The organism is Rhodococcus sp. WWJCD1 (assembly GCF_002258735.1).
Lineage (GTDB): Bacteria > Actinomycetota > Actinomycetes > Mycobacteriales > Mycobacteriaceae > Rhodococcoides.
In genome coordinates, this window is sequence record NZ_NOXY01000031.1 from 40915 (window position 1) to 54338 (window position 13424).

A 13424-nucleotide genomic window follows, 5' to 3' on the forward strand; every position below is an offset into this window, starting at 1 on the left:
GTCAGCGAAATCCCGTCACGCGCTCCGGGGACGCAGATAGGCATCGACCGCGTACGCCATCTGGTGCATCACCTCGGCACCGGGGATGCGCTCGGACACCATCTCGGCGGACTGAACAGCCGACTGCACCATCAGCAGCAACATCGTGGCCAACGCTGTGGGGTCCCCGGGACGAATCGATGAATCACGTTGTCCCACAACCACCAACGACGTCAGAGTATCGATGATCAACGACTGACTGGTACCGAGACGATGCAGGATGTAGGTAGCGAGCACATCGGAATCGGAACGCAGAATTTTCACGAACAGCGGGTGGATTCGGATCCGATCGGCAGCCTCGCCCACAGCGGTCACGATCTGCTCTCGACCGGACGCGGTCGCGTCGAAGCTCGGAATGAGTGCGCTGATCTCGCGGGTGAGCAGGCTGGACACCACTGCCCGGGTATCCGTCCATCTCCGGTAGACAGTAGGTCTGCTGACCTCGGCTCGTCGGGCGATCTCGGCCAGGGTGGTGCGCCTGACTCCATGCTCGAGGATGCACGATCGGGCCGCATCGAGGACGGAGTCTTCGATCGACTTCTCGGGCGCATCCGTCTCGCACGGATGCGTGAACTGAGACGAGGCAGGACTCGACACCGGTCGCTCGGTCACGTGCCTCCCTTCACACTATGGGCCGAAGATCTGTACCACGGGCCGGATCAAGTAATTTCGTTACTGTACCTCACGGCTTCGGTCGCATTCGGTCCTCGATTCGGCGAGAGCATGAATCGGCAATCTACGCCGAAGACAGTCGACGGGGAATAGCGCCGGTCACCGACACGGCAATCGTCAACCCTGGCAAGCTGATCGACGTGACCGACGAATCCGGACGACCATGACCCGATCGGTGACAGTGCTGACCAATCCGACGGCCGGTGGTGGGCGCGCAGCGCATACCGGTCGGCGTGCCGTGGCACGACTCCGCGAACGCGAAATTCACGTCACGGCCATCGAAGGCCGCACCCCGGGAGACGCGTTGGCATTGTTGAACAGAGCCGTCGACAGCGGAACGGACGCCGTGGTCGCGGTCGGCGGCGACGGGCTTATCAATCTCGTGATACAGGTACTCGCCGGCACCGACACCCCGATGGGTCTGATACCTGCGGGGACCGGAAACGATCTGGCCCGCGTTCTGGGGATACCTCGGGGCGATGCAGTCCGGGCAGCCGACGTCGTCGCCGACGATCTCACGCGAACGATCGATTTGGGTCGAGTGGGTGACCGGTGGTTTGCAACAGTCTTGTCCAGTGGTTTCGATTCCCTGGTCACCGAGAGAGCCGGTCGGCTTCGATGGTTCGGCGGTCCTCTGCGCTACAACGCGGCCATGATTCTGCAGTTGGCCACGCTCGAAAAGCTCTCGTACGTCATGGAATTGGACGATGCCGAACTTCGAGTCGACGCCACGCTGGTCGCCGTCGGAAACGGCAGCTGTTACGGCGGCGGGATGGAGATATGCCCCGCGGCTCGAGTGGACGACGGACTGCTCGACATCACCGTCGTGCGGGGAGTCAGCCGAACTCGACTTCTCAGGATGTCGCCTACCCTCTACCGGGGAACGCACATCGATCTCCCCGAGGTCGACACCTACACGTCGGAGCGGGTCACCCTCAGGTGCGAGGGAATCGTCGCATACGCGGACGGTGAACGCGTCGGCGATCTTCCGGTCACAGTGCAGACCGTACCGGGTGCTCTACGGGTGTTCGTGGCCCGGAATCGCTCGTCGGGAGGGTGAGGGACGGACGAGTCAGAACTTGAGCGAAGGATGGTCGTCGTTCGAGGAGATCGCTTTGTACAGCCACACCAGTCCCAAGACGATCGCACCGGCCACAACCAGCCAGAACACACCCTTGATGATGGTGCCGAGTAGCGCGAGTGCGATCCAGATCAGGACGATGAATCCGAGTACTTTCCAGAACATGTGGAACTCCAACCGTATCGACGCGCACCGTGTCGTGTCGCGTACGTCGATCTTGACATCGGTGCGCTCCGAGCACATCGGGGTGAACCCTGAATTGTGTCAGCGGTGCCGCGCCCGAATCCGATCGATCTCGGTGAGTGCCTCGGCCCATCCTTGCAATCGGTCGGTGGCCGACTCGAGCTCGCGGCGGTGGACGCCCACAACCGTCGTCGATGTGAATGCAGCCGGCCCGGTCATGCGTGCAGCGGCCGCGACCAGTTGTTCGTACTGATCGACGCCGGCCGCGAGGTCGGCTGCAGCCGAATCTATTCCGTTACGCAGATGTTCACGTGTGGCGAAGCTGGCTGCCCCTGCTCGTTCCAGAGCGGCGATGTCGACGGCAACACCCTCGAGGCCCTGGGCAGCGTCCGAGGCCACACCGATCGTCTCTTCCACCTCGTCGGTCCCGATCGTCTCGGATCTCGCCAGAATCCCCAACAGCTCGAACAGACTCTTCTCGGCTCCCGCCAGCCGCTCCATCGGTTCGTATGCGGCAGATCCGCGCTGAGGCAGCGTGCGCCTGGCCGGTATCCCTACGGGTACGGGCTGGGATCGCAGCCGGCGGAGCCGGGTGACCGCGAACACAGCCGGAACGGCCATGAGCGCGGCACCTCCGCCGCCGACGAACAGCGACCACTCCGGTGCAGACAGCACAGCCAGTCCTGCAGTTCCCGCTGCCGTCGTGCTGGAGGCGGCTCCGAACCGGATTCCTCGTCGTCTGGCTCGACGAATCTTCTTCAGATGCTTGGCCCGAGGGTCTTTTCGACGTCCGGCAGCATCGAACACGGACGTACCGACACTGCGCGCCGACTCCGCCAGAGACCGCACCACCGCGCCCGACTCCGCTACCGCCGCGGTGATGGAGTCCCGATCGAGCGAAACGGCCGGCCGCTTACGCGACCGGCCCGATTCGTGTTCTTTCCTACCCATGCCGAGAGTGGTGTCAGTCGACAGGCGTGTTCGTCCGGACGATCACGCCTGGGCCGGAGGCTCGGGCGTTGCGTTCGGGGACTTGGCGATCGACGGCTTGGCAGCAGCAGAATCGCCGGACGGCAGCGAGTCGCCGGCCATGGACGCGCGAATTTGCTCGAGCCGGCTGTGGCCCGCCATCTGCACCGAAGCCTGCTGGACCTCGAGCATGCGACCCGAGACAGTGTTCTGAGCCAACTCGGCCGAACCGAGAGCATCGGCGTAGCGGCGCTCGATCTTGTCGCGAACAGCGTCCAGGCTCGGAGTGTTACCGGGAGCGGACAGCGTGCTGTCCATCGAGCGCAGCGATTCGCTGACCTTCTCCTGCATCTTCGCCTGCTCGAGCTGGCTGAGCAGCTTGGTGCGTTCGGCGACCTTGGACTGCAGTGCCATTGCGTTCTGCTCGACGGCCTTCTTGGCCTGAGTAGCAGCCTGCAATGACTGATCGTGCAGAACCTTGAGGTCCTCGACACTCTGCTCGGCGGTCACCAGCTGAGCGGCGAACGCCTCGGCAGCATTGGTGTACTGCGTGGCCTTCTCGATATCGCCCGCTGTGGCGGCCTGATCTGCCAGCGTGACTGCCTGCCGAGCGTTCGCGTTGAGCTTCTCGACCTCGTCCAGCTGCCGGCTGAGCTTCATCTCGAGCTGACGCTGATTACCGATGACGGACGCAGCTTGCTGGGACAGAGCCTGATGCTGCCGCTGCGCATCTTCGATCGCCTGCTGAATCTGAACCTTGGGGTCGGCCTTCTCGTCGATCTTGGAATTGAAGAGCGCCATCATGTATTTCCAGGCCTTGACGAAAGGATTAGCCATGGGGTGGTCCTGCCTCCATCTGTTGCGCCGCGGTGGCCGCGTACGGGTCGGCTGCTCTCGCAGTGACCGGAACGAACCTGTCCGTGCTGAAAAAGTCGGGTGTCTGGTCTGGGTCAGGAGTGGAAACGGAGTACTTTTCCGATCTTAGGCGGCAGCGAGAGCTCTGGCAGCAGGTGCGGGAATCACGACACGGGTATCGCCGTCGATGCGAGTGGCGACGGCCGCCTCGTCGAGTCGAGCGGCCGCGATGGACGCGTCGGACAGTGTCACGCTGACATCGCTCATGACATCCGAGAGCGGGACGGCGAGGGCATCGCAGATCGCGGCGAGCAGTTCGCTCGACGCCTCCTTACGGCCACGTTCCACCTCAGAGAGATACCCCAGGCTCACGCGTGCAGTATTCGAGACTTCACGCAGGGTTCGGCTCTGTGCGACGCGAGTACGCCGCAGACTGTCGCCGAGTGCTTCACGCAGTAGCAGCGCCATCTCGCTCCTCCTCGTTGGTGTCCGTGCCGACGGCCGAGCCGTCGAGACGACAACGTTCATATCTCGTTGGTCCGGAGCCGTCATGATGTTCAACGTCCCAGTCGGTCCGATTGGTTCCCGACCCTATATGCCCGTTCACTCCAACACGCGCCGAAGCACCTCCGACACGTTTGCCAAGACTGTAACCCGCCGACGCGTTCACGAGGCGGACACTCCTCGGCGCAGCCGAACGGCCTGCACCACGTAATCGATACCGGTGTAGACGGTCAGCAGAACCGCGAGAGCCATCAGCACCATCGCGACCGGATCGACCGCACTCGGCAGCGGGCACAGGTACACCCCGATGGCGAATGTCTGCACCAGAGTTTTGACCTTTCCGCCGCGACCGGCGGGGATCACGCCGTGCCGGATGACTGCGAAGCGCACCGCAGTGATGCCGATTTCCCGCACCCCGATGATCACGGTCACCCACCAGGACAGATCGCCCAACATCGACAGACCGACGAGCGCGGCACCGATCAGAGCCTTGTCTGCGATGGGGTCTGCCATCTTTCCGAAATCGGTGACCAGACCGTACTTGCGTGCCACCTGGCCGTCGATCCGATCGGTGATGGCGGCAACAGCGAAGACCGCGGTGGCTGTCAGGCGCCAGGTGGTGTCGTGGCCGTCACCGACGAACAACGCCGCGAGGAACACCGGCACCAGCGCGATTCGAAGAACCGTCAAGATGTTGGCGATGTTGAGCAACGGCACCTCGTCGGTCCCACCGGGGGCTGCGTTGCCATGTGGCAAATCCGTGCTGCGCGCACCACTCACGGCGCGGGAGACACCGCTGACCGGGGCACGACCGTTTGCCCCACCACTACTCGACGGGACGCCCTGATCAGGCGCAACGGGCTCGGTCATCGTCGAACTCGCGAGCCGACAGTGTCGAATCCGGCGGTAGGTCCACCCTCGCGCAGCGTCCACCCGCCGAGACGGGGACACAGCTCACTGAACGACACACGAAAAGTTTATCGGTTGCGGTACTGACTACTGTTCACCCCATGACTTCTGGGCCGAATCGGGCGAGTCGCGACACCGCAAATCCCGAATCCGACGCACATTCCGAGACCATGGACCGCCACTCCGCACACGTCGGCACCCTCACCGTGCGTCGTGCCAGGACCTCGGACATTCCCGAGATCAAGCGCCTGATCGATATCTACGCCGGCCGGATTCTGCTCGAGAAGAACCTCGTCACGCTCTACGAAGCCGTACAGGAATTCTGGGTCGCCGAACGTGACGGCGAGGTCATCGGGTGCGGGGCACTGCATGTGCTCTGGGCCGATCTCGGCGAGGTACGAACAGTGGCAGTCGATCCCGCTGCGAAAGGACACGGTGCCGGCCATCTCATCGTCGCCAAACTCGTCGAGGTCGCACGTGATCTGGCGTTGCAGAAAGTGTTCGTGTTGACGTTCGAGGTGGACTTCTTCTCTCGGCACGGATTCGCCGAAATCGACGGAACCCCCGTCACCGCCGAGGTCTACGCGGAGATGTGCCGGTCGTACGACACCGGCGTGGCGGAATTCCTGGACCTGAGCTACGTCAAGCCGAACACTCTGGGCAACACTCGAATGCTGCTGTCCCTCTGACAGAATTCTCCGGACAACCCCCGAATCCGGAAGAGAGCGCAATGCCCCTCATCGCCGTCAGCTACACCTACTCCCCCACCACCACGGACGGCCGCGACACCCATCGCGCAGCCCACCGTGCTTGGCTGGCCGAACTGCTCGAACAGAAGACGCTGGTCTCGAGTGGCCCCTACGCCGACGGCAGCGGGGCACTGTTGCTGGTCGAAGGGCCGGACGCCGCGACCGTCGAAACACTCTTCGCGCAGGATCCGTTCGCGATCGAGAACCTGATCGAGTCGGCAACGTTCGACGAATGGACTCCGGTCATGGGCACTTTCACGTCCTGATCGCCCTGCTCACTCGGCCCACGTGAATGGACCACTGCACGGCCCAGACGGCTGCAGTGGTCCATTCACCCGGCTCGGGAGCCCCTCGGAACCGTCAGAACTCGTCCGAAGCCGGCTGCTCGTCCGGGTCGCCACCCTTGATCGACCACAGCAGACCGTCGAGCTCGTCCGGTTTGACGAGCACTTCGCGAGCCTTCGATCCCTCGCTCGGTCCCACCACTCCGCGGTTCTCCATCAGGTCCATCAAGCGCCCGGCCTTGGCGAAGCCGACGCGTAGTTTGCGCTGCAGCATCGACGTCGAACCGAACTGGCTGGTCACGACGAGTTCGACCGCCTGCAACAGCACGTCGAGGTCGTCGCCGATATCGGGGTCGACATCCTTCTTGTCCGAGACCTTCGCTGCGGTGACGGTGTCGTTGTACTCCGGCTCGGCCTGGTTCTTGGCGAAGTCGACGACCGCCGCGATTTCCTCGTCGGTGATGAACGCACCCTGCAGACGTGTCGGTTTGCCAGCACCCATCGGCAGGAACAGTGCGTCGCCCATACCGATCAGCTTCTCGGCACCCGGTTGGTCCAGGATGACTCGGGAGTCCGTCAACGACGATGTCGCGAAGGCAAGACGCGACGGGACGTTCGTCTTGATCAGACCGGTCACGACGTCGACCGAGGGTCGCTGGGTGGCGAGCACCAGGTGGATACCGGCGGCGCGGGCCTTCTGCGTGATCCGCACGATCGCTTCCTCGACGTCGCGCGGGGCGGTCATCATCAGGTCGGCGAGCTCGTCGACGATCGCGAGGATGTACGGGTAGGGCCGGTAGACGCGTTCACTGCCCAGGGGTGCGGTGATCTCGCCCGAACGGACCTTCTTGTTGAAGTCGTCGATGTGGCGGACCTTGTTGATCTGCATGTCCTGGTAGCGCTGCTCCATCTCCTCGACGAGCCAGGCCAGCGCTGCGGCAGCTTTCTTGGGCTGCGTGATGATCGGGGTGATGAGGTGCGGAATGCCCTCGTACGGCGTCAGCTCCACCATCTTCGGGTCGATCAGGATCATCCGAACCTCGTCCGGCGTCGCCCGCGCGAGCAATGACACCAGCATCGAGTTCACGAAGCTCGACTTACCGGAACCGGTGGATCCGGCCACCAGCAAGTGAGGCATCTTCGCGAGGTTGGCACTGACGAAATCGCCTTCGATGTCCTTGCCGAGGCCGATCACCAGCGGATGGTGATCCTTACGCGTCGACGGCGCGGTCAACACGTCGGCCAGTCGCACCATCTCACGGTCCGAGTTCGGTACCTCGATACCGACCGCGGATTTGCCGGGGATCGGTGCGAGCAGACGTACGTTGTCGGTCGCGACCGCGTACGCGATGTTGCGGGCGAGCGCGGTGATCTTCTCGACCTTCACACCCGGTCCGAGTTCGACTTCGTAGCGGGTAACCGTCGGGCCCCGCGTGAATCCGGTGACCGCGGCGTCGATCTTGAACTGCTCGAGCACCTCCGAGATGGCCTCGATCATGGCGTCGTTGGCCTGGCTCCGCGTCTTGGGCGGGTCGCCGTCGATGAGCAGCGACAACGACGGCAGCGTGTAATCCCCATCGACGACGCGATCGACGACGATCTTGTCGTCCTCGGCTGCCTGCTTCGGTTCGGCCGCCTTGACGATCGGCTTGGGCTTCGGTCGGGCAGGCGCGGGAGGCGCGTCGGGTACCGGCACTGCGGCAGCTGCAGGCGTGATCACCTCGGTGGCGGCCTCCGGGGTCGGGGTCTTACGGGCGCGCGGCGGCTTCGCGACCGGGATGTACTCCTCGGTCGGATAGTTGTCGTACGGGTCTGCGCCGCCGTGGACCGGATAGCCGTCGGCATCGAAGTTGGAGTCGTAGTCGCCATAGCCCTCGTCTCCGAATTCGGACCCGAAGTCGGCCGGGTCGTAGTCCTCGTATTCGTCGCCACGACTGTCGGTGCCGAACAGCGCACGCATGCGGTCCGGTACGTCGCGCACGGTGGTACCGGTGAGCAGCAGCACTCCGAACAGGCCGGCAAGCAGAAGCAGGGGCACGGCCAACCAGACGGTGAGGCCATCGGCGATCGGACCGCCCGCCACATACCCGACGAAGCCCGCACCCTCGGACCGGCCTGAGGCGTCGGTCGGCGAGCCGGCGGCCATGTGCCACAGGCCGAGGATCGGGAGGCCGAGAAGAATCGAGCCGAGAACCAGCCGAGGCCGCACCTCTGGACGGGGTTCGGACCGCATCAGAACGACCGCGATGCCGATACCGAGAACGGGCGCAACATAACCGGCCTCACCGATGACGGCGCGGATACCCACCTCGATCCATTCACCGACGGGTCCCCCGGCACTGAACCACACGCTCGCGGCAACAACGACGCTGACGGCGATCAGCCCCAGAGCGATTCCGTCCCGGCGGTGTCCGTGCTCGATGTCGGCGGCCTTACCGACCGTCCTGGTCGTGGCACCGACACCTCGTGCCGCCATCGACCATGTGGACGCGATTCCGCGGCCGATCGCGTCGAGCGCACCGCGTGACTTCTTCTTGGTGGGCGGACGCCGTGACGATGCTCCTCTCGCAGGTCCCTTACCGCGAGACGACGCGCTCGCCCGAGTGGTCGCCGGGTTGCGCGGCGCGGTGGGCTTCTTCGGCGTCGTGACGGTGCGCGCCGTGCGACCGGTGCCGGACTTACGAGCGGTGCCGGACGCGCGCGAAGATCCGGATCCGCTGGATCCGGCCCTGGCGGTGGAGGTGCTGGTCTTTCCTGCCATGCACCCAGGCTAGTCGCAACAGCCCCGTCGAAACCATCCGCAACACCAGTAACAGCGGACAGGATGTGCGTCAGAAGCTCAGATCGAGCGCTTTCACTGCAGCGACGTCGCCCGCCGAACCCTCGAACTCGACCTCCAGCTGGTCTCGACCGAACGCGTAGAGAAGTAGTTCGGACGGCTCCCCCACCACCGTCACACCGGCGCCGGAGCCCCCCTTGAACGTGGCAGCACGGCCGTCCGGAGTGCGAGCGTGCACCGGAATCGGTGCCGAGCGGTGCCCTGCTCGTCCGATGAATCGAACCTGCGGCCACAGACGCTTCTCCACCGCAACCGGAAGATTTCGTCGCGTCCAGCTCCCGGTGGCACGGCGCAGATCTTCGTGGTGGACGAACATCTCGCCGAGGTTGATCAGCGGATCCAGCAGAGCGAACGGCGACCACATCGGCGGACCGGTGCGAACGTCCTCGACCACGGCCGCGAACGGTCGATTCGCGACGGAACGCTGAACCCGCTCCGTGTATCCGGCGAGCGGGGGCAGGAGGATGCCCGGCGACGCGTCGAGCCGTCGTTCACGGACGACGAGGTGGGCGGCCAGATCGGCCGCAGTCCATTCACCGCACAGCGTCGGCGCGTCGGGACCCACGTCGAGAAGGGTCTGAACAAGTTGGGAACGTTCGTCCTGGGCAAGGCTCACGCGCTCCAGGCTACGGCCAGACGGAACCAGCGGCATCCTGCCGCGGGATCCCATCCTTTGTCTGGGTAACCTCCCAACAGTGCCGGTATCGGAAATTCTCGTCATCCTGCTCGCCGGCCTCGGTGCCGGTGCGATCAATGCCGTCGTCGGATCCGGAACGTTGATCACGTTTCCGACTCTGGTCGCGTTCGGGTATCCCCCGGTGGTCGCCACGATGTCCAACGCCATCGGATTGGTGGCGGGAAGCGTCTCGGGCACGTGGGGGTATCGCCGAGAACTGCGCGGACAGTGGCATCGACTGCGCTGGCAATTGCCCGCGTCTTTCGTCGGAGCGCTCGGTGGAGCATGGCTGCTGCTGCACCTACCGGAAAAAGTATTCGCCTCTGTGGTTCCGGTTTTGCTCATCGGTGCGCTGATTCTCGTTGTCGCACAACCGAAAATCCAAGCCTGGGCCAAACGGCGGTCGGAGGCGGCGGGTAAGGCGGCGAACCAGATCGGTCGCGGCCGAATGGCACTGGTCACCATCGGCACTCTGCTGGTCGGCGTCTACGGCGGCTATTTCACTGCAGCACAGGGAATTCTGCTCATCGGCGTTATGGGAGCCCTGCTCCCCGAGACGATGCAGCGGATGAATGCAGCCAAGAACTTGCTGTCGCTCGTGGTGAACATCGTTGCCGCAGTTGCTTTCACGATCTTTCGATTCGACGACATCAGTTGGCAGGCCGCCGGTCTGATCGCCGTCGGATCGCTGATCGGCGGTGCCGTCGGAGCCCGGTACGGCCGCCGGCTGTCGCCGGCGGCCCTACGCGGTGCCATCGTCGTCCTCGGCCTCATCGGCGTATGGCGACTGCTCGTCTGATCCCTAGGACTGCGTTTGCGGCTTGACCGCGATGATCGTCGGAACGATCATCGGCTTGCGCCGGTACTTGTCCGCTACCCACCGACCGACGACACGGCGCACGGCCTGCGCGATGCGGTGCGTATCGGACACGCCGTCGGACGCCAGACGCTGCAACTCCGACTCGACGAGTTGACCGGCTTCCTTGAGTGCGGCCGGATCGTCGGAGAAACCGCGACCGGACACCTCGGGTGCGGTCACAGCACGGCCGGTGGCCGAATCGACGGCAACGCTGATCGCGATGAAGCCGCCCTCGCCCAGTACGAGACGATCCGACAGCGTCGAATCGCCGACGTCACCGACCGAGAGGCCGTCGACGTACACGTGACCGACCGGAACCTGCCCGACGATCTCGGCGAGCCCGTCGACCATGTCGACCACCACGCCGTCCTCGGCCAGCACCACGCGGTCCTCGGGTACACCCGTCGCCTTGGCCAGCGCCGCATTGGCGCGCAGATGACGCCACTCGCCGTGCACCGGCATGGCATTGGTGGGCCGTACCGCGTTGTAGAGGTACAGCAGCTCACCCGCCGAGGCGTGGCCCGAGACGTGAACCTTCGCGTTCTGCTGCGTCACGACGGTGGCACCACGCTTGGCGAGGCCGTTGACCACAGCGAACACAGAGTTCTCGTTGCCGGGGATGAGCGAGGACGCCAGCACCACGAGATCGTTGGCCTTGACGTTGATCTGACGGTGCTCGCCCCGAGCCATCCGGGACAGCGCCGACAGCGGCTCGCCCTGCGAGCCGGTGGAGATGAGCACCAACCGGTCGTCGGGAAGTGTTGCGGCAGTGTCGACATTGACCTCGAGGCTGTCGGGCACCCGCAGATAGCCCAGATCCTGGGCGATCTGCATGTTGCGCACCATCGAGCGTCCGACGAACGCGACGCGACGGTTGTACCGCTCGGCGACGTCGATGACCTGCTGGATGCGGTGCACGTGACTGGCGAACGACGCGACGATGACGCGCTGCTTCGCCTTGCCGATGACGGTGTCGAGCACGCCACCGATCTCACGCTCGGGGGTGACGAATCCGGGTACCTCGGCATTGGTGGAGTCGACCAGAAACAGGTCGACGCCCTCGTCGCCGAGCCGCGAGAAGCCGGCCAGGTCGGTCAGGCGACCGTCGAGCGGCAGCTGATCGAGCTTGATGTCACCCGTGTGCAGCACCAGACCGGCATCGGTCCTGATGGCAATGGCCAGTGCGTCGGGGATCGAGTGATTCACCGCGAAGTACTCGCAGTCGAACGGGCCGTGCTGCGTGTGCTGACCCTCGATCACCTCGACTAGGTTCGGACGCAACCGATGCTCACGGCACTTGGCCGCGACGAGCGCGAGGGTGAACTTGGATCCGACGACTGGCAGGTCAGGGCGCAGACGAAGCAGGAACGGGACAGCTCCGATGTGGTCCTCGTGACCGTGCGTCAGGACCACTGCCTCGACGTCGGCCATGCGATTCTCGATGTGCCGGAAGTCGGGCAGGATCAGGTCGACACCCGGCTGCTGGTCCTCGGGAAAGAGCACGCCGCAGTCGATGATCAGCATCTTGCCCTGGTGCTCGAACACCGTCATGTTGCGACCGATTTCGCCGATGCCACCCAGCGCAACCACACGCAGGCCCTTGAACGGTGCCTTGGGCGGAGTTCCGAGGCGTTGCGTCGGATCGAACTCGCGGCGCGTGTCGGGACGCTGAGTGCGCGCCGAGTTCTGCACCATCGGCTTGCCCTGCCGGGCACCTGACGGCCGGCCCTGTGTGGGGGCCGGCCGCTCGGACGGCGGTCCGGCGTTTCGGGTTGCGCGTCCGCGCGATCGGTTAGGTCGTGTCATACAAGAACTCCTGCCGCCCGCAGCTCTGCTGCGAGCAATTCGATGTGATCGATGCTCGGTGGCACCTGGGGAAGTCGTGGTTCGCCGACATCGATTCCGATGAGGCGGAGGCCGGCCTTCGAGGCGCTGACGCCGCCGAGGCGTGCGACCGAGCGAATGACCGGGATGAGGCTGACGTTGATCGCCTGCGCCCGCGCGATGTCACCCATCATGAAGGCGGTGTGCAGTTCGCGGAGGCGAGCGGGAACGAGGTGGCCGATGACACTGACGAAGCCCGTCGCCCCGACCGAGAGCCAGGGAAGGTTCAGTGGATCGTCGCCGGAATAAAACTGCAGGCCTGTCGAGGCGATCAGTTCCGCGCCTGCGTTCAGATCTCCCTTGGCGTCCTTGACCGCGAGAATCCGGGGGTGCTCGGCGAGTCGGCGCAATGTCTCGGTCTCGATGGGCACGACGGAGCGGGGAGGGATGTCGTAGAGCATCACGGGCAGGTCGGTTGCGTTCGCGACCGCGGTGAAGTGGGCGTACAACCCGGCCTGAGGAGGCCGCGAGTAATACGGGGTGACGACGAGGAGACCGTGCGCACCCGCACGAGCGGCATCGCGGGCCAATTCCACACTGTGCGCTGTGTCGTTGCTCCCGGCTCCAGCGATGATGCGAGCTCGATGACCCACCGCGGCGATCACGGCGCGCAACAGCTCGAGCTTCTCGTTCTCGGTGGTGGTGGGCGATTCGCCCGTCGTGCCGGCCAGAACCAGTCCATCGTTGCCCTGCTCGACGAGGTGATGTGCCAGCCGAACGCCTGCGTCGATATCCAACTTACCGTCCGCCGTGAACGGGGTCACCATGGCGGTGAGCACCGTACCGAACACAGGCGCAACGGAAGGAGCGGCGTCACCGTAGGTCATGGCAGCAGATTACCCGGTGCTTTGCCCACTCTCGCGCAGCGGGACTCTCCGCTGACACCCAGGCTGGTGTACCCGGTTCCGACCCGATCCGAAC

14 protein-coding genes are annotated in these 13424 nt (G+C 64.6%); 4 read left to right on the top strand and 10 right to left on the bottom strand.

The features are described 5' to 3' along the window. Positions 1-15: 15 nt before the first annotated feature. A complete protein-coding gene (locus CH286_RS23190; RefSeq protein WP_094610627.1) occupies positions 16-636 on the bottom strand; it encodes a TetR/AcrR family transcriptional regulator in 621 nt (206 codons plus the stop codon). 238 nt (positions 637-874) lie between these two features. Here CH286_RS23190 and CH286_RS23195 point away from each other — a divergent pair, with 238 nt between their 5' ends. Beyond that, complete coding sequence (locus CH286_RS23195) at positions 875-1771, top strand: diacylglycerol kinase (RefSeq protein ID WP_094610501.1); 897 nt, start codon at positions 875-877, stop codon at positions 1769-1771. Between the two features lie 12 nt (positions 1772-1783). Here the strand turns inward: CH286_RS23195 and CH286_RS27925 are convergent, their stop codons facing one another. From CH286_RS27925 to pgsA, 5 genes are all read right to left on the bottom strand, one after another. Further along, positions 1784-1957: a hypothetical protein gene (locus tag CH286_RS27925; protein WP_032403626.1), complete on the bottom strand. Its 174-nt coding sequence runs from the start codon at positions 1955-1957 to the stop codon at positions 1784-1786. A gap of 99 nt (positions 1958-2056) precedes the next feature. Further along, positions 2057-2926, bottom strand: coding sequence for a phage shock envelope stress response protein PspM (gene pspM / locus CH286_RS23205; RefSeq protein ID WP_255182750.1), 870 nt, complete (start codon positions 2924-2926; stop codon positions 2057-2059). Positions 2927-2968: 42 nt separating this feature from the next. Then, positions 2969-3781, bottom strand: a complete 813-nt coding sequence (locus CH286_RS23210; RefSeq protein ID WP_032377147.1) for a PspA/IM30 family protein — start codon at positions 3779-3781, stop codon at positions 2969-2971. 144 nt (positions 3782-3925) lie between these two features. Then, complete coding sequence (locus tag CH286_RS23215; RefSeq protein ID WP_094610502.1) at positions 3926-4267, bottom strand: helix-turn-helix domain-containing protein; 342 nt, start codon at positions 4265-4267, stop codon at positions 3926-3928. A 198-nt stretch (positions 4268-4465) separates the two neighbouring features. After that, entirely contained in the window at positions 4466-5173 is a 708-nt protein-coding gene (gene pgsA, locus CH286_RS23220) for a CDP-diacylglycerol--glycerol-3-phosphate 3-phosphatidyltransferase (RefSeq protein WP_094610503.1), read from the bottom strand. Positions 5174-5382: 209 nt separating this feature from the next. Between pgsA and CH286_RS23225 the strand changes: the two genes are divergently transcribed. Both CH286_RS23225 and CH286_RS23230 read left to right on the top strand, forming a co-directional pair. Next, the gene (locus CH286_RS23225) at positions 5383-5901 is read left to right on the top strand and encodes an amino-acid N-acetyltransferase (RefSeq protein WP_037151652.1); all 519 of its coding nucleotides are present in this window, start codon (positions 5383-5385) and stop codon (positions 5899-5901) included. A gap of 41 nt (positions 5902-5942) precedes the next feature. Continuing rightward, positions 5943-6227 carry a YciI family protein gene (locus tag CH286_RS23230; RefSeq protein WP_032377145.1) on the top strand — a complete coding sequence of 95 codons (285 nt, stop codon included), beginning with the start codon at positions 5943-5945 and terminating at the stop codon, positions 6225-6227. A 94-nt stretch (positions 6228-6321) separates the two neighbouring features. Here the strand turns inward: CH286_RS23230 and CH286_RS23235 are convergent, their stop codons facing one another. After that, positions 6322-9006, bottom strand: coding sequence for a DNA translocase FtsK (locus CH286_RS23235; RefSeq protein WP_176458327.1), 2685 nt, complete (start codon positions 9004-9006; stop codon positions 6322-6324). Positions 9007-9076: 70 nt separating this feature from the next. Then, entirely contained in the window at positions 9077-9700 is a 624-nt protein-coding gene (locus CH286_RS23245; protein ID WP_165430212.1) for a TIGR03085 family metal-binding protein, read from the bottom strand. 79 nt (positions 9701-9779) lie between these two features. On the opposite strand from CH286_RS23245, the gene CH286_RS23250 reads away from it, so the two are divergent. Next, positions 9780-10559, top strand: coding sequence for a sulfite exporter TauE/SafE family protein (locus CH286_RS23250; protein ID WP_094610506.1), 780 nt, complete (start codon positions 9780-9782; stop codon positions 10557-10559). Between the two features lie 3 nt (positions 10560-10562). On the opposite strand, the gene CH286_RS23255 is transcribed toward CH286_RS23250, so the two are convergent. Together CH286_RS23255 and dapA are read right to left on the bottom strand one after the other, a co-directional pair. Then, entirely contained in the window at positions 10563-12314 is a 1752-nt protein-coding gene (locus CH286_RS23255; protein WP_094610507.1) for a ribonuclease J, read from the bottom strand. A 107-nt stretch (positions 12315-12421) separates the two neighbouring features. After that, positions 12422-13330, bottom strand: coding sequence for a 4-hydroxy-tetrahydrodipicolinate synthase (gene dapA / locus CH286_RS23260; protein ID WP_032377140.1), 909 nt, complete (start codon positions 13328-13330; stop codon positions 12422-12424). Positions 13331-13424 lie beyond the last annotated feature (94 nt).